At 60.8% G+C, this 24,202-nt stretch carries 20 protein-coding genes and 1 pseudogene; 8 read left to right on the top strand and 13 right to left on the bottom strand.

Features of this window, described 5'->3' with window-relative positions; genetic code table 11:
• Nucleotide 1: 1 nt before the first annotated feature.
• Nucleotides 2-3,123, top strand: a pseudogene (locus HMPREF1261_RS13295) (DUF3427 domain-containing protein).
• Between the two features lie 93 nt (nt 3,124-3,216).
• Nucleotides 3,217-4,509: an Nramp family divalent metal transporter gene (locus tag HMPREF1261_RS10755; protein ID WP_023030958.1), complete on the top strand. Its 1,293-nt coding sequence runs from the start codon at nt 3,217-3,219 to the stop codon at nt 4,507-4,509.
• On the opposite strand, the gene HMPREF1261_RS10750 is transcribed toward HMPREF1261_RS10755, so the two are convergent.
• Nucleotides 4,506-4,733: a hypothetical protein gene (locus HMPREF1261_RS10750; protein WP_034658371.1), complete on the bottom strand. Its 228-nt coding sequence runs from the start codon at nt 4,731-4,733 to the stop codon at nt 4,506-4,508. The two genes, HMPREF1261_RS10755 and HMPREF1261_RS10750, sit on opposite strands and share 4 nt — an antisense overlap.
• A gap of 39 nt (nt 4,734-4,772) precedes the next feature.
• Entirely contained in the window at nt 4,773-6,008 is a 1,236-nt protein-coding gene (locus HMPREF1261_RS10745) for an MFS transporter (protein ID WP_023028641.1), read from the bottom strand.
• 112 nt (nt 6,009-6,120) lie between these two features.
• Here HMPREF1261_RS10745 and HMPREF1261_RS10740 point away from each other — a divergent pair, with 112 nt between their 5' ends.
• Complete coding sequence (locus tag HMPREF1261_RS10740) at nt 6,121-6,633, top strand: hypothetical protein (RefSeq protein WP_023030957.1); 513 nt, start codon at nt 6,121-6,123, stop codon at nt 6,631-6,633.
• A gap of 3 nt (nt 6,634-6,636) precedes the next feature.
• Here the strand turns inward: HMPREF1261_RS10740 and HMPREF1261_RS10735 are convergent, their stop codons facing one another.
• Together HMPREF1261_RS10735 and HMPREF1261_RS10725 are read right to left on the bottom strand one after the other, a co-directional pair.
• A complete protein-coding gene (locus HMPREF1261_RS10735) occupies nt 6,637-7,491 on the bottom strand; it encodes a hypothetical protein (protein WP_023030956.1) in 855 nt (284 codons plus the stop codon).
• 81 nt (nt 7,492-7,572) lie between these two features.
• Nucleotides 7,573-9,276 carry a carboxylesterase/lipase family protein gene (locus HMPREF1261_RS10725; RefSeq protein WP_023030955.1) on the bottom strand — a complete coding sequence of 568 codons (1,704 nt, stop codon included), beginning with the start codon at nt 9,274-9,276 and terminating at the stop codon, nt 7,573-7,575.
• 146 nt (nt 9,277-9,422) lie between these two features.
• On the opposite strand from HMPREF1261_RS10725, the gene HMPREF1261_RS10720 reads away from it, so the two are divergent.
• Entirely contained in the window at nt 9,423-10,160 is a 738-nt protein-coding gene (locus HMPREF1261_RS10720) for a hypothetical protein (protein ID WP_050749146.1), read from the top strand.
• A 145-nt stretch (nt 10,161-10,305) separates the two neighbouring features.
• Nucleotides 10,306-14,079 (top strand): multifunctional oxoglutarate decarboxylase/oxoglutarate dehydrogenase thiamine pyrophosphate-binding subunit/dihydrolipoyllysine-residue succinyltransferase subunit, encoded by a 3,774-nt coding sequence (locus HMPREF1261_RS10715; RefSeq protein WP_034658367.1) that lies wholly within the window; start codon nt 10,306-10,308, stop codon nt 14,077-14,079.
• A gap of 544 nt (nt 14,080-14,623) precedes the next feature.
• Here the strand turns inward: HMPREF1261_RS10715 and HMPREF1261_RS10710 are convergent.
• Nucleotides 14,624-15,364 (bottom strand): hypothetical protein, encoded by a 741-nt coding sequence (locus tag HMPREF1261_RS10710; protein ID WP_023030953.1) that lies wholly within the window; start codon nt 15,362-15,364, stop codon nt 14,624-14,626.
• A gap of 102 nt (nt 15,365-15,466) precedes the next feature.
• Here HMPREF1261_RS10710 and HMPREF1261_RS10705 point away from each other — a divergent pair, with 102 nt between their 5' ends.
• Nucleotides 15,467-16,597, top strand: coding sequence for an Mrp/NBP35 family ATP-binding protein (locus HMPREF1261_RS10705; RefSeq protein WP_005282272.1), 1,131 nt, complete (start codon nt 15,467-15,469; stop codon nt 16,595-16,597).
• A 12-nt stretch (nt 16,598-16,609) separates the two neighbouring features.
• On the opposite strand, the gene HMPREF1261_RS10700 is transcribed toward HMPREF1261_RS10705, so the two are convergent.
• The 3 genes from HMPREF1261_RS10700 to sigE all read right to left on the bottom strand — a co-directional run bounded on the left by HMPREF1261_RS10700 (nt 16,610) and on the right by sigE (nt 18,327).
• The gene (locus tag HMPREF1261_RS10700; protein WP_005282270.1) at nt 16,610-17,134 is read right to left on the bottom strand and encodes a twin-arginine translocase TatA/TatE family subunit; all 525 of its coding nucleotides are present in this window, start codon (nt 17,132-17,134) and stop codon (nt 16,610-16,612) included.
• Nucleotides 17,135-17,155: 21 nt separating this feature from the next.
• Nucleotides 17,156-17,632 (bottom strand): anti-sigma factor, encoded by a 477-nt coding sequence (locus tag HMPREF1261_RS10695; protein ID WP_005282266.1) that lies wholly within the window; start codon nt 17,630-17,632, stop codon nt 17,156-17,158.
• Nucleotides 17,633-17,697: 65 nt separating this feature from the next.
• The gene (sigE, locus tag HMPREF1261_RS10690) at nt 17,698-18,327 is read right to left on the bottom strand and encodes an RNA polymerase sigma factor SigE (protein ID WP_051142546.1); all 630 of its coding nucleotides are present in this window, start codon (nt 18,325-18,327) and stop codon (nt 17,698-17,700) included.
• A gap of 151 nt (nt 18,328-18,478) precedes the next feature.
• Between sigE and HMPREF1261_RS10685 the strand changes: the two genes are divergently transcribed.
• Together HMPREF1261_RS10685 and HMPREF1261_RS10680 are read left to right on the top strand one after the other, a co-directional pair.
• On the top strand, nt 18,479-19,126 hold the full coding sequence (locus tag HMPREF1261_RS10685) for an O-methyltransferase (protein ID WP_023030949.1): 648 nt from the start codon (nt 18,479-18,481) through the stop codon (nt 19,124-19,126).
• A 190-nt stretch (nt 19,127-19,316) separates the two neighbouring features.
• Complete coding sequence (locus HMPREF1261_RS10680) at nt 19,317-20,759, top strand: GH32 C-terminal domain-containing protein (protein WP_023030948.1); 1,443 nt, start codon at nt 19,317-19,319, stop codon at nt 20,757-20,759.
• Nucleotides 20,760-21,302: 543 nt separating this feature from the next.
• On the opposite strand, the gene HMPREF1261_RS10675 is transcribed toward HMPREF1261_RS10680, so the two are convergent.
• From HMPREF1261_RS10675 to folP, 5 genes are read right to left on the bottom strand one after another with little or no spacing between them, the layout of a single operon-like run.
• The gene (locus tag HMPREF1261_RS10675) at nt 21,303-22,172 is read right to left on the bottom strand and encodes a methyltransferase domain-containing protein (protein ID WP_023028629.1); all 870 of its coding nucleotides are present in this window, start codon (nt 22,170-22,172) and stop codon (nt 21,303-21,305) included.
• Between the two features lie 9 nt (nt 22,173-22,181).
• A complete protein-coding gene (locus HMPREF1261_RS12565) occupies nt 22,182-22,349 on the bottom strand; it encodes a DUF3117 domain-containing protein (RefSeq protein ID WP_005280113.1) in 168 nt (55 codons plus the stop codon).
• Between the two features lie 11 nt (nt 22,350-22,360).
• The gene (locus tag HMPREF1261_RS10670) at nt 22,361-22,666 is read right to left on the bottom strand and encodes a DivIVA domain-containing protein (protein WP_023030947.1); all 306 of its coding nucleotides are present in this window, start codon (nt 22,664-22,666) and stop codon (nt 22,361-22,363) included.
• A 3-nt stretch (nt 22,667-22,669) separates the two neighbouring features.
• Nucleotides 22,670-23,392, bottom strand: coding sequence for a glucosyl-3-phosphoglycerate synthase (locus tag HMPREF1261_RS10665; protein WP_023030946.1), 723 nt, complete (start codon nt 23,390-23,392; stop codon nt 22,670-22,672).
• On the bottom strand, nt 23,389-24,201 hold the full coding sequence (gene folP, locus HMPREF1261_RS10660) for a dihydropteroate synthase (RefSeq protein ID WP_023017734.1): 813 nt from the start codon (nt 24,199-24,201) through the stop codon (nt 23,389-23,391). The genes HMPREF1261_RS10665 and folP overlap by 4 nt, the downstream gene beginning before the upstream one ends.
• Nucleotide 24,202: the final 1 nt, after the last annotated feature.

Raw genomic sequence — 24,202 nt, 5'->3', positions numbered from 1 at the left:
TATGAGTCATTCCTTGGATTCCTCGCTCCCCTTCGGCGTTTATGAAACCCCGGTGACCTCGCGCATTCGTGAGCGAATGGAGGAAACGCAAAGTCGACACCCATCGGCGGGATTCGGGGTAGGAAACGGCACAGATGATAGCGCTCGCGGGCGCTATACCTCGGCCATGTCTCAACACATCGGCGATTTACTAGAGCAACGCCTCATGGGGCTTAAATCTTCAGCAGACCGAGTAGCCCTTATCAATACAATCGCTGGGTTACTTGGCGAGGACGAAGATATTGATACCGAGCAACTCCTCTACGCCGTCTACAACACTTCTTTAGCCGAACCTCCGCTGCTTCCGGATGTATCGCTGACTAAGAGCGCGCTTTTTACTAATGCCCAGGGCGAGGCCAGCCTAACCAGCGAGGTTGAGCGGGAGATAAAGACAGCCGATTCCGTCGACTTGTTGTGCGCCTTTATCAAGAGCTCCGGAATCAGTGTCCTTGACCAGCAATTGCAGTTCCTGCGCGACAACCAGATTCCATTCCGCCTATTGACCTCTACTTACTGTGGGGCTTCCGATGCGGCGGCCCTTAAACGCCTGGTAGAAAAATATCGCGCCGATGTGAAGATTTGCTATGAGCATAAATCCACACGCCTGCATGCCAAAGCATGGCTATTCCGACGGAATTCTGGCTTCGACACCGCTTTTATTGGAAGCTCGAACCTTTCGAGGTCTGCTCTTATCGATGGCTGGGAATGGAACGTGCGCGGCTCTGCTACGGCGACGCCTGAGGTCATCGAAAAATTCATAAAGACCTTTGACAGCTACTGGCACGATAGCCACTTCAAGACTTTTGACCCCGCCAGGGATATGGATCGCCTGCAGGAATCCCTGCGCATTGCAAAAGGCACGGAGTCCCCACAAGCATTGCGCCAATTAGAACTTTCTGGCCTGGAAGTTACTCCCTATCCTTATCAAGAAGAGATGCTCGAGGCGCTGCGGTCCGAACGTGAGGTAAAGGATCGCCACAAAAACCTACTCGTTGCGGCGACAGGCACCGGCAAGACCGTCGTAGCTGCCCTGGATTACCTCAATCTTTGCCGGCAGTGGAAGCGTCGCCCACGCTTACTCTTCGTGGCACACCGCAAGGAAATTCTTCACCAAGCGCGGCGTACGTACCGCGAGGTGCTTAAGGATGCCGACTTTGGCGAGCTGCTTGTCGATGGCACCGAGCCCCGGCGCTGGGACTTTGTATTTGCGAGCGTTCAGTCGCTCAATTCCACTCGCTTAGAAAAGCTCGCGCCAGATCAATTCGATGTCGTGGTCATCGACGAATTCCACCATGCAGAAGCTCCAACGTATAACGCGCTTCTTAGTCATTTTGAACCAGACGAATTACTTGGGCTGACCGCAACGCCTGAGCGCGGCGATGGCAAAAATGTCCAACAGTGCTTTGACTACCGTATTGCCCATGAACTACGCCTCTGGGATGCTTTGCGCCTGCAACTTTTGGTTCCCATGCATTATTACGGAATTGCAGACGGTACGGATCTTTCTTCACTTACGTGGAACAGGGGAAAGAAAGATTACAACACCAACGAGTTGTCAGAGTTTTATATCAAGTCTGGTGAAAACGGACTCGCTTTATTCTTAATGAACTGGATAAACGGATTTTCGATCTATCTGAAATGAAGGCAATCGGCTTTTGCGTCTCCATTGCCCACGCAGAGCATATGGCCCAGCAATTTCAGCACTTTGGAATTCCAGCCCAGGCCGTGACGAGCAAATTAACTTCTTCTGAACGCGCAGAAGCCATTCAACAACTCGAAAGCGGCGCCATCAAGGCCCTCTTTTCCGTTGATATTTTCAATGAGGGCGTCGACATCCCAGCGGTCAATACACTGCTCTTGCTCCGGCCAACCCAAAGCCCGGTTATCTTCCTACAGCAACTTGGCCGCGGTCTTCGCCTTGCTCCCGGAAAGGATTCTTGTACCGTATTCGATTTCATTGGCCAACAGCATGTTGAATACGATTTTGAGCGCAAATTCAATGCGTTAACGAGAAAACGCGGAAAACGCCTGCTTACCGAGATAGAGCAGGGCTTTCCCACCACGCCGCCGGGAACGCATATCCAATTCGATGAGTCGACGACGGAACAGGTCCTCAACAACGTAAAGAAGACGGCACGGAGCAATTTGCGGAAAGTGCGTGCGCTGGTAGCGGAATTGCGAACTACCGATCTCAAAGATTTCCTCGAGGAGGCAAACCTCGAGTTGGAGGATATTTACCGCCCCAACAAATACTCCTGGACCCGCCTACTGCGCGAGGAAGGCCTCCTCGAGCCACGTGACGATGAGATGGAAAGCTTCTTACTCAACCGGATTAAAGTTTTCCTCCACGTCAATGATGCGACACGCATTGAGGCTTATCTTCGAATCCTAAAATCCGCCACTTCGCAATTCGGCGATATGACGCCCACTGATCAAGCCTTCGCACGAATGCTGGTCTTGGGCTTTTGGGCTAATTCCAATGCACCCAGCCCGTCTTCTTTTGACCAAGCGCTGGGGATATTGCGAGAGCACCCGCGAGTTATTTGGGAGCTCGAACAGGTCATGCGTCTACAAAACGATGCTTCGCGCATTATCCCGCAGCCAAGCGAGGACACCGTTTTGGAAACCCACGCCGATTACTCCCTGGCAGAGTTAGTCGGTGCTTTGCAAACAGGCGAACTAGAAAAGCTGGTCAGCCTTCCGCGCGAGGGAGTGAAATATTTCCCCGAGATGAACATGGACTTGTTCTTGGTGACCTTCCAAAAAGACGATCAAGTGAGCGCCACCACCAATTACCGTGATTACCCGATTTCACCAGAACTTCTCCACTGGGAATCGCAATCTACTACAACCTTAAAATCGAAGGCCGCACGCCGATATATTCAGCATGATGAGCTCGGTGGGAAGATCCTTATCGCCTCTCGCTTTACTAAGAAGAACTCTGTGGGCACCGCGAGCGCCTATACATTTTTGGGTGCTGTGGATTATGTTTCCCACCACGGTGAAAAGCCCATTCAATTCCAATGGAAGCTGCAAAGAACCATGCCAAAGGCGCTGTACGCTGCTGGTCGGACCGTCGCTTAGCACGCGTGATTGAATAATTGGGCTGCATTTTACCCGTCAAGAGTGATACATTTCTCTTAAGTGATTCGCACCACAGCCACTTAAGGAAGTGTCATGAGCCAATCAGAAAACCACAACGGCGCAACATCCGCCGAAGGCCAACAGACACAGAACTCTGAGCCACAAGCAAAGGTGAAATGGACCCTCGTAGGTCCGGGTTTGGTCGCCGCAGCCACCGGCGTCGGTGCCGCTGACCTAGTGGCAACCATGATTGCCGGCCAGCGCTACGGTTACGCACTGTTGTGGGCCGTCATCGTCGGTACGATTATGAAAATCGTGCTGGTGGAAGGCGTCGGCCGCTATAGCTTGGCCACTGGAAACACCATGTTCCACGGCTGGCGGGAGCTAGGACGCTGGACCTCGTGGTACTTCGCGCCCTACATCGTCATCTGGGGATTGGTATATGGCGCAGCCGCCATGTCCGGCACCGGCTTGGCATTGAGTGCGCTCTTTCCCGGTACTAGCTTGACCATGTGGGCCATCCTGACCGGCGTATTGTGCTTTGCGCTTACGTGGTTGGGTCAATACCAGCTCTTTGAAAAGCTTGCCGCCGTATTAGTTGGCATCATGTTCGTCACCGTGGTGGGCATCGCCGCAATTACCGCGCCTAATTTGCCAGAGATTCTGCGCGGACTCGTCCCCACCATCCCGGATGGTTCTTTCGTCTACGTGCTCTCCATCGCCGGCGGTGTCGGTGGCACCATTACCCTTGCTGCCTACGGTTACTGGCTGCGTGAGAAGAAATGGTTCACGCCCAAGTGGATGAAGGTCATGCGCATGGATAACTCGGTGGCTTATGCCGTCACCGGTATCTTCGTCCTGGCTACGCTGGTCCTTGGTGCCGAGCTTTTGTATAGCGCAAATGTCGCTGTCTCCGATAACGACCAGGGTTTGGTAGACATGGCGGACGTGCTGGAGGCCCGCTACGGAACCTTTATTTCTAAGTGGTTCATCGTGGGATTCTTCTCAGCCGCATTCTCTTCCTGCTTGGGTGTGTGGAACGGTGTATCCCTCATGTTTGCGGACTACGTTGGTCACCTGAAGAACCTCCCACAAGGCCACCCCAGCACCAGCACGGGCGGTAAGTACTACCGCGCTTACCTCATCTGGTTGACCTTCCCACCAATGCTTCTCCTACTGCTGGGCAAGCCCACCGGGTTAATCATTGGCTACGGCGTCTTGGGCGCATTTTTCATGCCCTTCCTGGGACTTACGCTCTTGGTACTGCTTAATACCAAGCACACCCCGAAGGAATGGCGCAATGGCTGGTTCATCAACACCCTGATGGGCATCATTTCCGCGGCCTTTGTCTACCTGTGCGTGTCCCAGGTCGCAGGGCTCTTCTAGCCTTGTTGCTCGTAGTCTTCAAGGTACGCGCCGATCACCCTTAAGTGCTCCACCTCTCGGGGCAGGATGTGCCGGCGCGTACCATCCTCGAGGCGGCGGAGTACCCAAGTATTTTCTTCGATCCACCAGGCACGGCCCACAAATATGTCTGAATTATGCAGCCGTACCCAAATAATCAAGGCGTTATTGACTGCATCAAGAAAGCGCGCGTTTAAGTCATCCACACGCGCATAACTTAGCCGGCGCAGAGCGGTTGCCGTCAACTATTTTTTCGGCATGCGTTCTACTTCCACCTTGGACTCTTCGCGCGGCTCACGCCCGAAGAGCCAGGCAATGATGCCGAAAATGGCAATGGCACCGCAGACGGTGAAGGCTGTGGGGAAGCCATAGACATCGGCAAGCAGCCCAATGAGCATGGGTCCCACGATCTGGCCGAAGTCTCCTGCCATTTGGAAGGCGGACAATACCTTGCCGCCGGAGCGCTCGTTGCCCACGATGTCTGCCACCGCGGCGGTCTGGGAAGGATTGATAAGGCCCGATGCTGCACCCGCAAGCGCGGATACGAGCAAGAGGAACCACACGCTGGTGGCCAGTCCCATGAGCACCATGAAGATGGCGGAGCCGACCAAGCCAATCAAGATAAGCGGCTTGCGGCCATGGAGATCGGACCACCGGCCGGAGAATTGAAGGATGATCGCATTGCCTGCGGCGAAGGCTGCGAGGGCTAGGCCCGAGGCTGCGGCGCCATTATGGAAAATCGCGGCGGCGAAAAGCGGCAGGACGGACACGCGTACGCCCATATTGATCCACCCGTGGGCGAAGTTGGAGGTCAGCACCGCGCGGAAGGCAGTATCGCTCCAAGCTTCCTGCAGGCGCATGGGCGGCAGTTCCGAGGTGGTGGTTTGGGAGTGGTTGACCCGCGGCATCTGCCACCAGACAACGAAAGCAGCGAGCATCACGCCGATGCCGTAGATGAAAAATGGCCAGCGGAAGCCCAGGAAGGACAGGCTGGCGCCGAGGACAGGGCCGGCGACATTGCCCAGCAGGAATGCCGTGGCATAGGTGGCGGAGCACTTACCGCGAATCGACGGTGGAGACAGGCGCACGATAAGGCCCATCGCGGAGACGGTAAACATGGTCGAGCCAAGACCTGCCAGGGCGCGCAGCACCACGATGTGCCAATACTCCTGAGCAATGGCGACCAATCCCGTGGTCACGGCCACGGTCATCAGGCCCACCAAGTAGACGCGGCGCGAGCCGACGCGGTCCACCAACGAACCAGACACGGGCGCGAAGATCAGCCGGGAGGCGGCGAAGATGGAGACCACCAGGCCGGCGGCGGCCATCGAAACATCGAAGCTGACCACGAACTGCGGCAAAAGCGGTGCGATAAGGCCATAACCTAAGGCGATAATGAACGCCGCCGTTACCATTACCCAGATTTCCCGCGGCACCTTGGGCTTTTCGTAGGGCGCCGGTTCGGCATTAGCACTCTTCATAGCACGTGCAACCTTATGTCTTTGAAGGTCTGAAAGCTATTTAAGCTACTTTTTCGAACATGTGTTTGCATTGTTCGAACTCGTGTCGGCCATGCGGTTTAGAGTGAGTGCCATGCACAACGTAGATAAGAACTTTTCGCACACAGTATCCAGCCAACCCGGCGCCACGGCGACGGAAATCGCCGCCGACTTGGCCTATCACCACTATGAGACCGTCAGCTCAATTTCCGCCATCATGCACCACCCGCGGTCCTTGGCTCGTCCCACCCCGACGTGGCGCCCGCCCATCAAGCAGTTGCCAGCCACGCCAGGCGGCGCGGACTACAGCATGAGCATTACCCGCCACCGCGTGGGAGCACGAGTGAAGGCACGGATCCGCGGGTTCGGCGAAAGCCGCATCCCCGCCTACCTCATCACCATTCGCATCACCGATAACTTTGGGCAGGTTGTCGATCCCGCCACGGCGGAAGGGTGGGTCCGCACGCTTGTTCCTGCCGAATTAGCTGGCGCCGTCCACGAGATCTCCCGCGGACCGAATGCCACCTACGTATGGCTCGTGGATAGTGCCTTTAAGCCCGTGCACTCGCCGGAATCCCTTTTCGCGGGATTCCAGCAAGCGGCTTAGGGCTTAGTTGTTGTCGCCCTCGTCGTCAGCGTCAGCGTCGTCGTCTTCGGTGAAGGTGTCGAAGAACTCAAGGTCCTCGTCATCGTCGTCATCGGTATCCTCGCCGAAGATGTCGTAGACGTCTGGTTCCTCAAAGTCGTCCTCATCAAAGTTGACGAGCTGGGCCTCCCAATCAAGGGCCTGTTCCGAGACCAATCCGAGCACGTCAAAGAGGCGGTCGAAATCGGTGTAGGTGCCCAGTTCCAGGGCCTCAGCGGGGACTTCCACGATGGGGATGTCATCAGAATCGGTGTTGCCAAAGAGGGCAAGGCGCTCGTTCTCATCGAGGTCCTCGTCTTCCTCGTCCACCTGCCACATCTCCGTGACAGCCTCATCCTCGAGCTCTTCCATGTCTTCTTCATCGAAGTCGAAGGCCAAGAAGCGCACGATGGCAGAGGGCACGCCGTCGATGGTTTCTACTAATACACGCAGCTCAGAATCGTTGCCTACTTCTGCAACCACCAGGTGCGGGTTGAGTTCATCCTGGTCGAACTCCAATTCCGCGATGCGCTCATCGGTACCTTCCAGGAGGTCACGCAGGACGGTAACAACCTGGTCGGTGGCGATGTGGCGGGAGACGGCTTCTACGGCGTCTTCGACGGAAAAGGCAACGGAGACCAAGACGGCCTCGAATTCTTCATCGTCTTCATCCACATCCGCCGCAGCGATGTACACGTTGGCGGCAGGCAAGAGAGGATCGATTTCAACAAACTGGATTTCCAAATCAGAGGTGATTGGAACGAACATGACGTCTTCGTTGACGCGGGACTCGATGCCCTCGGCGTCCAATGCGGAAGCGATATCTTCGAAAAAGCTCATGGTGGTGAAAAATCCATCCTTCGGAAGCAGAGGTCCCCGCGGTGGGCAAGACGCCGCCCGCGGTCACTCTGGATTCTACCGCTAATCCCTCCGGTGTGGTTGGAAACCAAGGGAGCGCACCAGCTCTGGGCGGCCACTTCCCCATTCCACCATGTGGTAATCCTCCCACGCCTTGCGGCGCCCATCGTTGGGGGCGTGCACGATATAGGCCTGTTCATCAAAGATCATGGTCGCGCGCTCACCGCCCTCATAGCGCGGCCACTGCGCCTTCGGGCTGCCGCCATGGATGAACGCGGCCCAGTGATCCTGCATGGTGGAAGTCAATTCCTCCATCTCAGCGCGCGAGCCCCAGCCGGTTAACAGGGAGGCGCGCGAGGATTGGGGATCGCCAAAGACATTGCCCAACTCCATCGAGTGCATGGCACCTAAACCCAGCCACTTCAAGACGGCAGAGGCGAAGTCGAAGCGGTACATCCAGGTATCGGCCACTTCAGAGTGGGCGCTGGCGATGCGGGTGGAGGGTGCCCAGAAGAGGGCATCGGCAAGCAAGTGCGCAAAATCCTCCCTGCGGACCGCACCGCGGTAGGCGGCGACGACCTCGGGGGCGTGGTGGGGATCGTAGGAGGCCAAGAGCCGCAGGGCGGCGCGCTCTCGGGCGCTTTGGCGCTGAAAGAGGAATTTGCCAAAGCTGGCTTCGTCCGAATTCGTGCCTATCAGTAGCGGGATTTTGTGCTGGTGGCCCTGCTCAAAGGCGGTGATGGGGTGCTCGGGCAGAAGCTCGCCGTCCACCGTGGGCGCGTAGCAGGAGTTTAAGTGCAGTAGCTCGCCGGCGCGCCACATCATGGATTGGCCGGAGCGCACCACATCCGCGCAGTCCTCCTGGCGCAGGTCATCCACGCTCACCCGGCGCGGCAGGCCCACTCGGCGTGCAAGTTCGCGGGCCCACAAGGTGGATTGGGCACGGGAGTGCACCAACGCAATCGGTGGGGATTGGGCAATGGCGCGGTGGAAAAGCCCTTCAGCCGGAGGGCTGGTCATCAGCGCAAGGACTGCGGCGCCGCCGGCGGATTCGCCCATGAGGGTGACCGAGTCTGGGTCGCCGCCAAAGGCAGCGATATTGTCGCGGACCCAGTTAAGGGCCAGAATCTGATCCGCCACGGCGGGGTTGGCGCTGCACTCGCCGCCGAGGCTGCGCAGATCGAGATATCCCAGGGCGTTGAGGCGGAAGTTGATGGATACGTAGACCACGTTCATGCGGGTGGCGAGCTCAAACCCGCGCAGCATGAGCATGTGGGACGAGCCCATGATGAAGCTGCCGCCGTGCAGATACACCACGACGGGCAGCTTTTCCTCTGTGCGGGGGCGCACGATGTCGAGGTACAGGCAATCCTCGGAGCCGACGATGCGGTCGGTCCAGGAGTATGTGGGCTGTGGGGCGATCGGCCCGAATTGGCTGCAATCGCGCACGCCGTTCCAGCGAGGTGCCGGGCGCGGGGCGCGGAAGCGGTTCTCGCCGGCCGTGGAGGCGCCGAAGGGAATGCCGCGCCACGTGCGCACTGGCCCGGCGCTAATGGGGCGATCTACTCGCAGGTCTTCTTCGATGACCCCGCGTACCCAGCCGGAGGTCGTGCGCACGGTGAGTTCATCCGCGTAGGCATTTTGTGCCTGTTCGTGGGCCTTACGGGCGCGCTCGTGTGCGCGCATGGCCCGCAAGCGCGCGGCAGCGGTGGACTCTTCGGAATAAAAGTCCCCAGTGTCACGTTGATTTTCCTGCGGGTAAGGCATACTCCCTACCTTAGGTAGGTTGCACGCCGGTGGCGATCCGAATCGCACATGCGCGCCCACCTTATTTCAAGGTCAGGGCTATGCTAGGTAAAAATTCAATTAATACCATTGCCCCAACGAACTTAAGGATTGGTGTGGGAAAAGGCATGTCCATATTTAAAAAGTCCACCCCGGATAAAGCAGCTAGCGACACGTATGACATCGATCCGGAGCACAGCGGGCGGTTTACTAGGGCGCTGCTGAGCTCCCTGGACCGCGCGGTATCCGTGCAATCTGGTGTTATTTCCAAATACGTCAAGAACCTAAAGAAGCACCACCCGGATGCCACTGACCAGGAGTTGCAGGGCTTTATTAACAAGCACTTCATCAATATCACTACTGGCACGGGCGCGGCCGCCGGTGCCTCCGCATCCGTGCCCGGCATCGGGCTCTTTACGGGTGCGGCCACCATCGGTGCGGAATCCGTGGTCTTTCTTGAAGCCGCCGCGTGGTACATCCTGGCGTCAGCGTACTTGCGCGGCGATGACATCTCCTCGCCCGAGCGCCGCCGCGCCCTAGTGCTGGTGGTATTGACGGGCTCGAAGGGCTCTGCGGTGGTCGATACCTTTGTCGGTGACCTCGGCACGGTCACGGGGGCGCGTTCCGTGGCCTCCCTCTCCCGCTTTTCCGGGCCCACGCTATCTGGCATCAATGGCCGGTTGACCAAGGTATTTACCAAGCAGATCACCAAGCGCATGAAGTGGGCCTGGGTGGGCAAACTCATGCCCATGGGTATCGGGGCGGTCATTGGCACGAAGGCCAATCGCAAGCTGGCCAATCAGGTCATCGAACACGCCCGCCAGCAGCTCTCCCCTCTTTCCCACACAAAGGCGGGGATTCGATGATCGTTTAGAGCGAATTCGCTACCCCTAACATAGTGAAGGTGAGGGATTGGCCCGTATCATATAGGCAGACACTTTGGCGGGTGAGATATGCGCTCGTGCAAAGTCCGAACTAAAGTCGAATAAACGACCATTTTAAAGCAGAGAAATGAGGCGAATACCTGCCGTGAGCACATCGAGCATCTTCGGCCCGAATGCGTGGCTGATAGACGAGCAGTTCCAGCAGTACTCCAAGGATCCTAGCTCCGTAGACAAGGAGTGGCGCGACTATTTCGAAGCAAACGGCGCGCCCAAGGCGCAGCCAGAAGCTGAGGCTCCTTCTCAAGCATCTAAGCCACAGCCACAGAAGGCGCAGGCAGAGTCTAAGTCCTCGGCCAAGAAGACCGAAGGCACTACCACCGCCCGCAAGCAAGAGGCGCGCGATACCAACGTGAAAGAGTCTGTATCTAAGGCCAAGGAAAAGTCCGCGAAGGCTAAGCATTCTGCGGGCAAGAATGCACAGTCTCCGCTGGATAACCTAGAAGATTATAAGGGCGGCGACGAGCGCCAGCTCAAGGGCATGTTCAAGGCGATTGCTAAGAACATGGAAGAATCCCTCGAGATTCCTACCGCTACCACCGTGCGCGATATGCCGGTCAAGCTCATGTGGGAAAACCGTTCCATGATCAATGACCACCTGAAGCGCACCCGCGGTGGCAAGATCTCCTTTACCCATATTATTGGCTACGCCATGGTCAAGGCCGTGCAGCTGCACCCTGGTATGAACGTGCGCTACGAGGAAAAGGACGGCAAGCCCTTCGTCGTCCAGCCTGAGCACATCAACTTGGGCCTGGCCATTGACCTCCCGCAGAAGGACGGCTCCCGCGCCCTCGTGGTCGCCGCCATCAAGGAGTGCGAGACCAAGTCCTTCGCTGAGTTCATTGAGGCTTACGAGGACATCGTTACCCGTTCCCGTAAGAACAAGCTCACTATGGATGACTTCTCCGGGGTCACCATTAACCTGACCAACCCGGGCGGCATCGGCACCCGCCACTCCATTGCCCGCCTGACCAAGGGCGCAGGCTCCATTATCGGCGTTGGTTCCATGGATTACCCGGCAGAATTCGCTGGCGCCTCCGCTGACCGCCTGGCTGACTTGGGCGTCGGCCGTCTGGTTACGCTGACCTCCACCTATGACCACCGCGTTATCCAGGGTGCAGAGTCTGGCGAGTTCCTGCGCACCATCGGCCAGCTCATTGTTGATGATGCCTTCTGGGACGAGCTCTTCGAGTCCATGGGCGTTCCTTATGAGCCCTTCCGTTGGGCACAGGACATCCCCAACTCCGGCGTGGACAAGAACACCCGCGTCATGCAGCTCATCGAGTCCTACCGCTCCCGCGGGCACTTGCTTGCCGATGTCAACCCCCTCGGCTGGTCCCAGCCTGGCCTGCCTAGCCCGGATCACCGCGACCTCGACATCGCTACGCACGGCCTGACCATCTGGGATCTAGACCGCGTCTTCAACGTCGGTGGCTTTGGCGGCAAGGAACAGATGACCTTGCGCGAGGTACTCTCCCGCCTGCGCGCTGCTTATACCCTGAAGGTCGGTTCCGAATACACCCACATCCTGGACCGCGACGAGCGCAGCTGGATGCAGGACCGCCTCGAGGCCGGCATGCCAAAGCCGACCAACGCCGAGCAGAAGTACATCCTGCAGAAGGTCAACGCCGCCGAGGCATTCGAGAACTTCCTGCAAACCAAGTACGTGGGCCAAAAGCGCTTCTCCCTCGAGGGTGCTGAGACCCTCATCCCGCTGCTGGATTCCATCATCGACACCGCTGCGGGCCAGGGCCTCGACGAGGTCGTCATGGGCATGCCGCACCGCGGCCGCTTGAACGTGCTGTTCAATATCGTCGGCAAGCCGCTGGCAGATATCTTCGGCGAGTTCGACGGCAACTACAAGGGCGGCCAGCTCGGCGGCTCCGGTGACGTGAAGTACCACTTGGGTTCCGAGGGCGAGCACCTGCAGATGTTCGGCGATGGCGAAATCAAGGTCACCCTTGCCGCCAACCCGTCGCACCTCGAGGCCGTCGACCCAGTCATGGAGGGCATCGCCCGCGCCAAGCAAGACATCTTGGACAAGGGCAAGGACGGCTACTCCGTGGTCCCCGTCATGCTCCACGGCGATGCATCCTTCACCGGCCTCGGCGTTGTGCAGGAGACCATCAACCTGTCCCAGCTGCGCGGCTTTACCAACGGCGGTACCGTCCACATCGTGGTCAACAACCAGGTGGGCTTTACCACCACCCCGGATTCCGGCCGTTCCACCCACTACGTCACCGACCTGGCCAAGGGCTTTGACTGCCCGGTCTTCCACGTCAATGGTGATGACCCAGAGGCCGTTGTCTGGGTAGGCCAGATGGCCGCCGAATACCGCCGCCAGTTTGGCAAGGACGTCTTCATTGACCTCGTGGTCTACCGCCTGCGCGGCCACAACGAGGCCGATGACCCATCCATGACCCAGCCGCAGCTGTACTCGGTCATCGAGAACCACGAGCCGGTGCGCGAGCACTACACCAACGAGCTCATCGGCCGTGGCGACCTGTCTGCCGAGGACGCCGAGGCAGCCGCACGCGACTTCCACGACCAGATGGAGTCCGTGTTCACCGAGCACAAGGAAGCCGAGAAGGCTGGCCCCAAGGAACAGACCGGTATTACCTCCTCGCAGGAGCTCACCCGCGGCCTGGATACCTCCATCACCGCAGAAGAGATGGCCGAGCTTGGCGATGCCTACGGCAACCCACCCGAGGACTTCGAGTACCACAAGCGCGTGGCCAAGGTGGCCAAGGACCGTGCGAAGTCTGTCCGCGAAGGCGGCATCGACTGGGGCTGGGGCGAGCTGCTCGCCTTCGGTTCCCTGGCTAACCAGGGCAAAGTCGTGCGCCTGGCCGGCGAGGATTCCCGCCGCGGTACCTTTACCCAGCGCCACGCCGTGACCTTCGACCCCCGCAATAGCAACGAATACAACCCGCTCAACTCCCTGGCAGTGTCCAAGGACAATGGCGGCAAGTTCATGGTCTATAACTCCGCGCTGACCGAGTTCGCCGGCATGGGCTTCGAATACGGCTACACCGTGGGTAACCCCGACGCCCTTGTGGCATGGGAGGCTCAGTTCGGTGACTTCGCCAACGGTGCCCAGACCATCATCGATGAGTACCTCTCTTCCGGTGAGGCCAAGTGGGGCCAGTTGTCCAGCCTGGTTCTCCTCCTGCCGCACGGCTACGAAGGCCAGGGCCCGGACCACTCCTCCGCCCGCATCGAGCGCTACCTGCAGCTGTGTGCGGAAGGTTCCATGACCGTGGCTCAGCCGTCCACCCCGGCTAACCACTTCCACCTGCTGCGCCGTCAGGCTTTGGGCGAGATGAAGCGCCCGCTGGTCGTCTTCACCCCGAAGTCCATGCTGCGTAACAAGGCCGCCACCTCCTCCGTTGAGGAGTTCACCGAGGTCAAGAAGTTCCGCTCCGTTATCAATGACCCCCACTTCGTGGACGTCAACAACAAGAAGGTCGGCGACACGGACAAGGTCAAGACCATCATGCTGGTCTCCGGCAAGCTCTACTGGGACCTGGAGAAGAAGCGCGAGGCCGACGGCCGCGATGACATCGCCATCGTCCGCGTGGAAATGCTCCACCCGATTCCGTTCAACCGCCTGAGCGAGGCATTCGAGATGTACCCGAACGCCACCCAGGTCCGGTTCGTACAGGACGAGCCCGCCAACCAGGGCCCATGGCCGTTCTACAACGAGCACCTGCGCGACCTCATTCCGGATATGCCGGAAATGGTCCGCGTCTCCCGCCGCGCCCAGTCCTCTACGGCTACGGGTAACGCCAAGGTACACCAGATTGAGCAGAAGAACCTGCTTGAAGAGGCCTTCGACGTTTAACCACGTGTAACCGCCGAAAAGGCACCTAGCGCGCTGCGGCGCTAAATGCCCCAGTGAGGTTATTTCCTCACTGGGGCATTTTCATGCGTCTTCGCCTTCCGCCAGACGCCTACCCGCCCTTCGCGCTCACCGGGAAAGAGTTGGGGCGTCGGCGAGCAACGCCCGTGAGTGCCAAGGGAGAATACGGCAGCTAGGCGCGAAGCCACCCGCCCTTGCCGCTCACGGGGAGGGCAATCGCACGCTGAAGGTCAGCTGCCGGTGAGCGCGAAGGGCGCGGTGCAGGTATCGCAGCCCAGGTTCGGCCAGGCCACGACGTCCGCTCGCCGCACTACCTGCCCCTCGCGCTCACCGGGAAAGAGTTGGGGCGTCGGCGAGCAACGCCCGTGAGCGCGAAGGGAGGGTACCGTACTCAGCCTCGAATTCACCCACCCCTCGCGGTCACGGGGAGAGGCGATCGCACGCCGAAGGCCGGCTGCCGGTGAGCGCGAAGGGCGAGTGTAGGTGCCAAGGGGCGCGCCGGGGTGAGGCGTGATTGAAGCGCGGGCTAGGAGCTCGTCAGGTCGGAACCGCCGGTGGACGCGGAATCGCCCTCGCCGTCTACGATGTCGCCGCCTGAGGATTGCATCCATTCGCGGACGGCCTTTTCCACGCTGCCCTTTTCCTCGGCGTCTTCGGCTAAGTCGGAGAGGTCTTTTTGCGTGATGAACTTGGTGAGGGAAGCAAAGGCGATTTCTTCCTCACGGTCGAAAAGCCCCTTCTGATAAACCACCACGAAGTTTTCGGGCAGTTCCGGCTCCGCGTCCTCGCAACCGTAGGCTCCGGAGGGCTCTACGGTGGCAAGATCCGTGGGCAGAGAGGACATCAACGCAATATGGGTGCGGGCGAGGAAGTCTTCCCCGCCAGGCTGAGTGTCTTCTTCGGCCTTCTTATAATCTTGCGAGATGTCGCGGGCCTCGCTGGGGTTTAGAAAGTTAAGGAAATCGCCCGTACAGCCAACATAGAAGTTGCCTTCTGGATTGAGGCTGCGGCCTTTGTCTCCGTGGGACTGGTATTTGTCCTCTTTGAGCACGGTGGCCTCGCGCCCTGCCCGCGCGAGCGTTTGGCGGTAAATCTCGCCCAGCACCACTTGGTCGGTGTCATCTGGGTCGACCACGATGTCTACGGACTTGCGGTCACTAGCCTCTGCGGAGGGCTCGGTAACAACGTGGTCAGCGCACCCTGCCAGCAACGTGGCGCTGAGTACAGCGCCTGCACAGGCAAGGGCAGGACGGGCGAACATGCGCATGGTGTTAGACGTTCTCCTTCACTAAATGCAGTGGCTTCTCGCTGAGTCTACCGCGCGGGCGTGTTTACCTGAGGTAGCGCCGTGACTAAGATGGCAAGAGTTATGTCTAGCTCTATTACCGAATCAGCCGTACGCGAGGCTCTTTCCCACGTACAGGATCCAGAAATCGGCCGCCCCATCACCGAACTGAATATGGTGAAATCGGTCGATATCGAAGGAAACGATGTCACCGTTGGCATCTACCTGACCATCGCGGGCTGCCCCATGAAGTCCACCATCGAGACCAATACCCGCGCCGCGGTCGAGGATATCGACGGCGTTGGCAAGGTTACCGTGACCATGGACGCGATGAGCGATGAGCAGCGCCGCGAGCTGAAACAGAAGCTGCGCGGCGGCCAGGCCGAGCCCGAGATTCCTTTTGCGAAGCCCGATTCGACGACCCGTGTCTTTGCGGTGGCGTCGGGAAAGGGTGGCGTCGGCAAGTCCTCGATGACCGTCAACCTGGCCGCAGCGCTGGCGGATAAGGGCCTGAAGGTGGGCATTGTCGATGCCGATATTTACGGCCACTCCGTGCCCAGCCTGCTCGGCTCGACCGATGGCCCCACCGTGCTTGATGATGAAATGCTGCTGCCGCCCATCTCTCACGGCATTAAGCACATCTCGATTGGGCAGTTTGTGGAGGGTAACGCGCCCGTCGTCTGGCGCGGGCCCATGCTCCACCGCGCGCTGCAGCAGTTCTTGGCGGACGTCTTCTGGGGCGATCTCGATGTCCTCCTCCTCGACCTGCCTCCGGGTACCGGCGATGTGGCGCTGTCCGTTGCGCAGCTCATCCCGAATGCGGAGCTGCTCATCGTCACCACGCCGCAGGCCGCCGCAGCCGAGGTGGCCGAGCGCGCCGGATCCATCTCCCAACAAACGCGCCAACGCGTGGCCGGCGTGATTGAGAACATGAGCGCCATGGTCATGCCGGATGGCTCCACCATGGACGTCTTTGGTGAAGGCGGCGGCCAAATCGTCGCAGACCGCCTCGGCGTCATCCTGGGCCACGAGGTTCCGCTGCTGGCCTCCGTGCCGCTGGATCCGGCCCTGCGCTCGAATAGCGATGCCGGCACGCCCATCGTGCTCGAGGCACCCGACTCCCCTGCCGCCAAGGAAATCAGGGCGGTTGCTGATAAGCTCGCCATTCGCTCCGATTCCCTCGTGGGCAAGAGCCTCAACCTGGGCGTGAACTAAGAGCGCGTTGTATTAGGTAACGTCGCTCCACTCAGAGCCGCCGCCGGTGGAATCTTCCCCACCGCGCTGCGGCTTTTGTTGTTGCTGGGGCGGCCGCTGCGCCGGCTGCTGGGTGGTGTCGCCGTATACCTCGGCGTAGTTAAAGCTGGGCCGGGCGGGGCCATTGTTGTCCTGCGCGCGCTGTTCGGGCTCTTTCGGCGCGGTGCCGGATTTGATGTCTTCGGCCATCTTCTTGGGGTTGAAGTCGTCCCAGGCGGAATCATCGCCATCGAAAAGCGCCTTGGTAATAGCACCCTTGGGGCCTAGCCGCGTCCACTGCGCTGCTTGGTTGAGCGGGCCGCGGATATCGTCGAATTCCGCGGAGATGGACCCCATCTCACCGTTGAGCTCAGCCTTCGCGTTATTGATGGCCTTGCGGGCGGCGTAGATGGCCGCGCGCACGTCCTTGATGACCTCCGGCATGCGCTCCGGGCCGATGATGACGATGCCGAGGAGGACAATGACAATAATCTCGGGCCAGCCAATGGAAGAAAACACGGTTAAATCCTCGCCCTCCGTTTAGTTCTGCCCGCGCTGATTGTGTTTAATCGCGCGTACCACCGTCTCGACTTTATCCAGGAAATCCTGCTCCGGCCGGTGCGCCGGGGTCGACGCATCGGGGCCCGGGGCCACACCCTCCGTAGCCATTCCCGCCAGCTTGGCCAATAAGGACTGCGGGGCCTTCACCGCGGAATCATCGCTGCAGTGACGCACCCACTCGGAGGCGTGACGCTGGTGGTGCACGTCGGCGCGGCACTCCGCGCAGTGGACTAGATGGATGCGCACGCGGTGCATGGCTTTGGGCTCCATCTCCCCGTCTACGAAGGCGACGACGGCCTCTGGGCCAAGGTGGCCGATGGAATCGCTGCGCCGCGCCCGCGCCTTTGCCTTATCCCGAGCCTTCGCCTGCGCGGGGGTGAACTCTCCCCGCACGCTGAGCCCGGAGAGGGTGCGGCGTCCTCGCACTGAGTCCATCGACACCCTCCTCACGTTCATTCCACAGACGGATTACTCACACTGAAGTCCCCCTGCCGCGTGGCAGGGGAGGTAATGATTCGATTCTAGCGCGTGCGCAGCAAGATGCGCGCTTCCGCATTGGTCTGTGCCTCTTTTTCCAGCGCCGCGCGCAGTTGGGAGCGGCCGCGGTGGATGCGCGAGCGCACCGTGCCCATTTTCACGCCAAGGGTTTCGGCGATTTCGTCATAGCTCATGCCTTCGATATCACACAGAACCACGGCAACGCGGAAATCCGGCGCCAAGCTATCCAGCGCGGACTGCAGCACGGGGTCCAAGTTGGCCACGGTATAGGCCTGCTCCGGGGTCATATCCGTCCCCGGCACCCGCTCGTAATCCTCAGGCAGGGACTCCATACGGATCTTGGAACGGTGACGCACCATATCCAAAAAGAGGTTCGTGGTGATGCGGTGCAGCCAGCCGCCAAAGGTACCCGGTTGGTACTTATCCAAGGAGCGGAAGACACGCATGAAGGTCTCTTGGGTGAGATCCTCGGCATCCTGCTGGTCACCGGATAAACGGTAGGCCAAGCGGTACACGCCATCGGCGTGCTCTGCCACCAATTCGGCCCACGAAGGCATCGTGGCTTCCCCAGCATCGAACGCCGCGGTACCGGTCAACCCCACGTTCGGATCGGTGGAGGCAACGGACTCGGCATCGCGCTTCGTTTCTGTCATGGGTGTCATTTTTCTATACTCGGCGCGGAAACTCCAGCCACTGCGCTGATAATATCCTGTGAGTCCGTCACATACTTCCCACAGACCACAATTTCGCTGGCTAGGCGCGTTTTTGCCACCCTTGCGCGCAACTTTACCTATTGTTTTATTCGTGACTACTACCGCATATGACGCACTGCGCTCCTATATCGATTCCACCAGTGAGCCTTCGGCGGCTCTCCGCGGCGCCCGCAACCACGCCGAGGAATACGGCCTGCCCGTCCCGGATGAATCCACCGGCCAGCTTCTCACCACGCTGACGGCGACGTCTTCCGGTGTGGTAGACCGCCCCCAGGCCGTGGCGATTACCCCCGCCGCCTCCGTCGTGGGTCTCTACCTGTTCGCGGGCATGCCGGATAACGGCATCCTCACGTGCATCGACCCAGAAGCCGAGCACCAGCGCAGCGCCAAGGCCGCCTTCCGCGAGGCCGGCTACGCCCCCACCCGCGGCCGCTTCCTTCCCTCGCGCCCCCTCGACGTGCTCGGGCGCCTGGCTACTGAGGCCTACCAGGTCATTTACGCGGACGTCGCCGCCCTCGACCTCCCCGCCCTCATCAAGGCGGCCTGGCCCCTGCTGCACCAACACGGCACGCTGGTGCTTGCCAATGCGCTTCTCGATGGCACCGTCGCCGACACCTCCCGCACCGACCGCGATACCGCCGCCGCGCGCGAGGCCGATGAATACCTCCGCGAGCTCGAGGGCGCCACCGTGACCCGGCTCCCACTGGGTTCGGGGCTGACATTGGTGACGAAGCTTTAAGGGGGCATCGGCAAGCAAGGGCCCCTGCACGCGCTAAAAGATATCCGTATTCTGGGTGTACATGACAGCCGGACACTGCCCCAAAAAGTTCGCGAAAGCACCGCGTGGCAGGTCAACGAGTTTCCTCCCCGGCGTGGCTGCCACCCCAACCCAAGCTTGTAACCCGCACCTGATTTAAGAGAGGAATGCCGTGACGACTCACCGCCCCGAACTCCACTTCATCCCCGATGCCGGCATCCTAGACGCGCCCGCCGGCGTCCTTCGCGATGGCGATACGTGGCACATGTTCTACCAGTACCGCCCCACTCCCGATGCCCCGGCTCGCTGGGGGCACACGTACTCGGAGGAAGCTCCGTTTAACTGGCTGGACTGCGATGACGTCCTCGCGCCCGTCGGCGGCGAGCTCGCCCTCCGCGCGGGTTCCGTGGCCCAAGGTGAGGACGCTATCAACCTCTATTTCACCTCCGTGACCGCGACCGGCACCTCCATTCGCCTCGCGCGCTATTCCGGCATCGACGATGTCTGCGAGGTCTCCGATGACTCCTCGGCCCTCGACCCCAACGTCGTGCGCTTTGGCGAGGTGGCTGGCAATACCACCGACCACACCCGGTTCCGCTCGCCTTCCGTTGTTCCCGATTGGGCCACCGATGACCGCGAGGACGGCCACAAGGGCTGGCTCATGCTGGCACTTTCTGGCCGCACCGACACCCCGCAGCCAGTCATTCTAGAAAGCCACGACGGCATCTCGTGGTCCCTGCGCGGCGGCCTTACCTTCGAAGGTGACCCGGGCTTCCTCGACGGCGAAGTGCCTGCCAATTCCCCTATTCCTCCGGTGGTTTCCCCGCGCATCGTGCGCCTGCGCGATGAAGTCGACGAAGAGATCTACGACGTACTCTTTGTCACCCTCGAGCGCGACGGCCGCGATGTCTCCGGCTACCTCGTGGGCCAGCTGGAAGACACCACCTTCACGGTGGTCTCCGGTTTCCGCCGCGTGGACTTCGGCCACGATTTCTCCCGCCCGCGCAATACCAATGCCACCGCAGGCACGATTCCTGAAGAAAGCCGCTACGAGCGCGCCGTCATCCTCGGCCTGCTCAACGGCAACGGCCGCGGCGACGACGCCACCCAGCACGCCTCCTGGGATGCCGAGGGCTGGTCGAATGCCCTCTCCCTGCCGCGCCAGGTCACGCTCGAGGGCGGCGTCCTGTACCAGGCACCGGCCACCGGCCTGCCCGAAGCGGTCAAGCTTTCGGATTACGCGCGCTCCTGGACCGGCGTCATGGAGGTTCCCACCGGCTCCAGCGTCACCATCACCCTTCGCGATGGCAACGGCGACCTCGCCGCCTCCATCTGCCACTCCGGCGAGGAAATCAGCCTCGATCGTTCCATGAACAAGGCCTTCGATCACTTCTTCGCCGATTCCGCTCCCGCCACCGCCACGCTTGCCGATGGCGACTCCGACACCCTCACCATCATCCAAGACGGCTCCACGGTGGAGGTCTTCGTCGACGGCGGCCTCATCGCCATGGCCTCCCGCGTGTACTTCGACGGCGGCTGCTCCGGCATGGATGTCGAAACCACCGGCGAAGCAGTCATCGAACAAGACTGGCAGCGCTCCGGCTCCAAGCTCTAATACTGCAGCCCTCCTACCCGGCCACCCGCCTTTCTGCCCCCCGACCCTCGCCACCCGCCCTTCGGCCCCAGCCTGTCGCCACCCCGCCCTTCGCGCTCACCGGCGAGGCGTCGCAACATCGGCAAGCAGCGCCCCGTGAGCGCCAAGGGAGGCAACGGTGATTGGCCTATTCCACCCCCGCCCTTCGCGCTCACCGGCGAGCGACTCCGGCCATCAGAATGTGCTTGCCGTGAGCGCGAAAGGCGGGTATTCCTTCCATCTGACCCCAGGACCGACCGCACGGGTCAAATGATGCCGTCTTTAGCCGCATTCTGCATCCTCGTTTTCCGTCAGCCACCGCCCTGCCGATGCCACCAGCCCTTCGCGCTCACGGGTGAGGCGTCGAGACATCGGCAAGCAGCTCCCCGTGAGCGCCAAGGGAGGCAACGGTGACTGGCCGATTCCACACCCGTCCTTCGCGCTCACCGGAAGCGAAAAAGAACCGCCCGCGCGCTGCTGGTGAGCGCGAAGGGCGGTACAGGTTGCCGCGAGGCAGGTGTGCGATTAAGAAACGGCACGGAGGCGGTCTAGGCGGGCGCGGGCGGTGACCGTCAGCGTGGGAGGAAGGGCGGCCATGCGCTCGGCAAGCTCATCGGCGCTGATGTGGCGGGCGGACGGGCTCATTCCTACCTGTGCGGCGATGGCCGCTTTATCCAGGTGAATGGGAAAGGAAATATCGACGGGGTCGGCCGCTTGCTCGAGGTAGCCTTCCGCCTGCTCATACATGCGCTCGACCTTGCCCTCTTCTACGCCGAGGATGCCGAGGGGTTCGCGCAGCTCATCGAGGTGCCCCGCACCCGGGGTCAGGACGATGACCTGGCCGCCGGGGGCGAGGACGCGCTGGAATTCGGATGGGTTGCGCGGGGCGAAGACCACGGAAATGGCATCGATGGATTCATCGCGGATGGGAAGTTGCTGCCAGACATCGGCAACCACGGCACCCACGCGTGGGTGGCACTTGGCCAGGTGCTTGGCCGCGTGCGGAGAAATATCGAGGCCGACGCCGCGCGCGCCGTCGATGGAGTCAAGCGTGTGGGCCAGATAGTAGCCGGTTCCGGCGCCGACCTCGAGGAGCGAGGCGGGCGTAGAGGCAGACAGCGAGCTGGCATCGAGCGCGTCTTGCACCGCGCCGGTCACAGACTCGACGAAGGGCGCGAAATGGCCGGTGGCTAGGTACGCTTCGCGGGCGTTGACCATGTCCATGTCATCGCCTTTGTGCTTGAGGCCGGCACCGGCCGCTAAGGTCACATACCCTTGCTTGGCCACATCAAAGGAATGGCCGGACTCCGAAACGAGGCGGGAAAAATCATCGGCGCCGGAAAGCGCCGTGCCGTCGGATGGATCGGCCAGAATGTCGACGATATGAGAAAGCATGTATCCAGACTAGCTAGAAACCTCGGTTAACAAAGAACCGAGCTCCGCGGCCTCTTCTTTGTTCAGCTCGATAACGATGCGCCCGCCGCCGTCGGATGGGATGCGCATGACGATCTTGCGGGATTCCACCACCGCTTCCATTTCGCCGCCAGTGGTACGTGGCTTCATTGCTGCCATAGTAGGGCTCCTTAACTTTCTTCGTTTCTTTCCAGCTTAGTCTCTTTTTGCCCGCTTTTCCGCGCGGCCTCCAATTCCTGCTCCAGCTGCGCGAGCAGATCATCAACCTGATCCTGGCGGTACCCGCGCGGGACGACCTCGAATTGCACATCCTCAAAACGGCCTTGAGCTGCGGCGACACGGTTATTTTCCAGCACCTTCTGCGGCTCATCGGGCGGGTCCATCACGGTCCCGGGCCCAAAAATCGAACCCCACAGCCACGTTCCGATCACAATGAACGCAATGAGCACCACGATGAGCACAATCCAGGACAGCATGGCTTAAATCCTACCTAGCAGTGGCGGGCGCTGAGCAATCGGCGCTCCCACCCCAGCGCGCGAAAGCAGCGTGCGTGCCACGATATCCGCCATCGGCGCGAGCTCATGAAGCGGCCGGTTGCGGTGGACTCGGGTGCCTAGGTCGACTTCTGTCAGCCCGCCGCGCTTGCCGATGTCCACCAGTAGCCCCGCTTCCACCCCATAGCCCTCCACGAAGGGCACCTCTAGCGCGGCAGAGCGGCGAAGAGCGTACTCGCCGCCCAGGGGTTGGTCGATATGGGCTAGCTCCGGGAAGAATTGCCGGATGAGCGGCTTTGCGGTCAATTCGGTCACGCGTCCGCCGCCGGTGGGTTGGCCGTTGAGGCTGCGGCGATAGCGGGCCTTGACCATATTCACTCCAGGATCCTCAAAGGGCGCCGCGAGCGCCGTGACCATGCCGGGCGCGGCGGATTCTAGGTCGGCGTCGATGAAGACGACGATGTCACCGCGCGCGGCGGCGACCCCGCGCCAGAGTGATTCGCCCTTGCCAGGGCGCGGCGGTTCGGGCAGGATATCGAGCCAATTGCGCACATCGGCGCCGGCGGCGCGCGCGACTGCGGCGGTCTCGTCGGTGGAGTCGGCGTCGATGACGAGCACTTCGAGTGGGTCATCGGCAAGGCAGGCGCGGATAACGCCGGCCACGGTGGATTCCTCATTGAGCGCCGGGATGATGACGGAAACGCTCATGCGAGCCCGCGCGTGGTGTCAAGGGGTGCGGCCGTGCCCTGGATGGCGGCGGTCATGCGGATGACGTCGACCGTCTCAGCAACCTCGTGGACGCGGAAGGCGGCCACCCCGTGCGCTGCGGCCCAAGCGGTGGCGGCGAGCGTTCCGGCAACGCGGTCTCCTACCCCGCGCGCGAGGGTCTCGCCCACGAAGTCCTTATTGGAAAGCGCCATGAGCACGGGCCAGCCGGTAGCGACGATCTCGTCGATGCGTCGCAGGAGTTCGAGTCCGTGATAGGTGTTTTTACCAAAGTCGTGCGTGGGATCGATGAAGGTGAGCTCTTCCGGGCAGCCGAGCCCCGCGGCCTTTTCCGCCAGGGCGGTGGTCTCAGCAATGACATCGGCGACGACGTCATCAAAGTGGACGCGGTGCGGGCGGGTGCGCGGGGTAATCCCGCCGGTATGCGAGCACACGTAGCCCACGCGGTGGTGGCCGGCGACCTCGATAAGCTGCGGATCCCAGCCGGCCCACGTGTCATTGACCAGCCCGGCCCCGGCGGCGATGGCGGCCTCGGCCACCTCGCTGCGCCAAGTGTCGACGGAAATGAGTACCTCTGGGTGGCGCTCGTGCACGCGGGCGATGGTGGGCACGACGCGGTCGATTTCCTCCGCGCTATCCACCTCCTCACCCGGCCCGGCCTTGACCCCGCCAATATCGATGATGGAGGCTCCCGCCGCAATGGCTTCATCGCAGCGCTTGAGGGCGGGGTCCATGTCAAAGGTGGCCCCCTTGTCATAAAAGGAATCCGGAGTGCGATTGACTATCGCCATC

It is taken from the genome of Corynebacterium sp. KPL1818 (assembly GCF_000478135.1).
Lineage (GTDB): Bacteria > Actinomycetota > Actinomycetes > Mycobacteriales > Mycobacteriaceae > Corynebacterium > Corynebacterium accolens.
This window is presented reverse-complemented; position numbering and strand designations above follow the sequence as displayed.

Excerpts from the sequence above, each read along its gene's own strand:
- HMPREF1261_RS10670 (WP_023030947.1), bottom strand. The coding sequence starts at position 22,666 with ATGCTGTCCTGGATTGTGCTCATCGTGGTGCTCATTGCGTTCATTGTG.
- HMPREF1261_RS10705 (WP_005282272.1), top strand. The coding sequence starts at position 15,467 with ATGTCTAGCTCTATTACCGAATCAGCCGTACGCGAGGCTCTTTCCCAC.
- HMPREF1261_RS10665 (WP_023030946.1), bottom strand. The coding sequence starts at position 23,392 with ATGAGCGTTTCCGTCATCATCCCGGCGCTCAATGAGGAATCCACCGTG.
- HMPREF1261_RS10725 (WP_023030955.1), bottom strand. The coding sequence starts at position 9,276 with ATGCCTTACCCGCAGGAAAATCAACGTGACACTGGGGACTTTTATTCC.
- HMPREF1261_RS10735 (WP_023030956.1), bottom strand. The coding sequence starts at position 7,491 with ATGAGCTTTTTCGAAGATATCGCTTCCGCATTGGACGCCGAGGGCATC.
- folP (WP_023017734.1), bottom strand. The coding sequence starts at position 24,201 with ATGGCGATAGTCAATCGCACTCCGGATTCCTTTTATGACAAGGGGGCC.
- HMPREF1261_RS10715 (WP_034658367.1), top strand. The coding sequence starts at position 10,306 with ATGAGGCGAATACCTGCCGTGAGCACATCGAGCATCTTCGGCCCGAAT.
- HMPREF1261_RS12565 (WP_005280113.1), bottom strand. The coding sequence starts at position 22,349 with ATGGCAGCAATGAAGCCACGTACCACTGGCGGCGAAATGGAAGCGGTG.
- HMPREF1261_RS10710 (WP_023030953.1), bottom strand. The coding sequence starts at position 15,364 with ATGCGCATGTTCGCCCGTCCTGCCCTTGCCTGTGCAGGCGCTGTACTC.
- HMPREF1261_RS10745 (WP_023028641.1), bottom strand. The coding sequence starts at position 6,008 with ATGAAGAGTGCTAATGCCGAACCGGCGCCCTACGAAAAGCCCAAGGTG.
- HMPREF1261_RS10720 (WP_050749146.1), top strand. The coding sequence starts at position 9,423 with ATGTCCATATTTAAAAAGTCCACCCCGGATAAAGCAGCTAGCGACACG.
- HMPREF1261_RS10695 (WP_005282266.1), bottom strand. The coding sequence starts at position 17,632 with ATGAACGTGAGGAGGGTGTCGATGGACTCAGTGCGAGGACGCCGCACC.
- HMPREF1261_RS10675 (WP_023028629.1), bottom strand. The coding sequence starts at position 22,172 with ATGCTTTCTCATATCGTCGACATTCTGGCCGATCCATCCGACGGCACG.
- sigE (WP_051142546.1), bottom strand. The coding sequence starts at position 18,327 with ATGACAGAAACGAAGCGCGATGCCGAGTCCGTTGCCTCCACCGATCCG.
- HMPREF1261_RS10755 (WP_023030958.1), top strand. The coding sequence starts at position 3,217 with ATGAGCCAATCAGAAAACCACAACGGCGCAACATCCGCCGAAGGCCAA.
- HMPREF1261_RS10740 (WP_023030957.1), top strand. The coding sequence starts at position 6,121 with ATGCACAACGTAGATAAGAACTTTTCGCACACAGTATCCAGCCAACCC.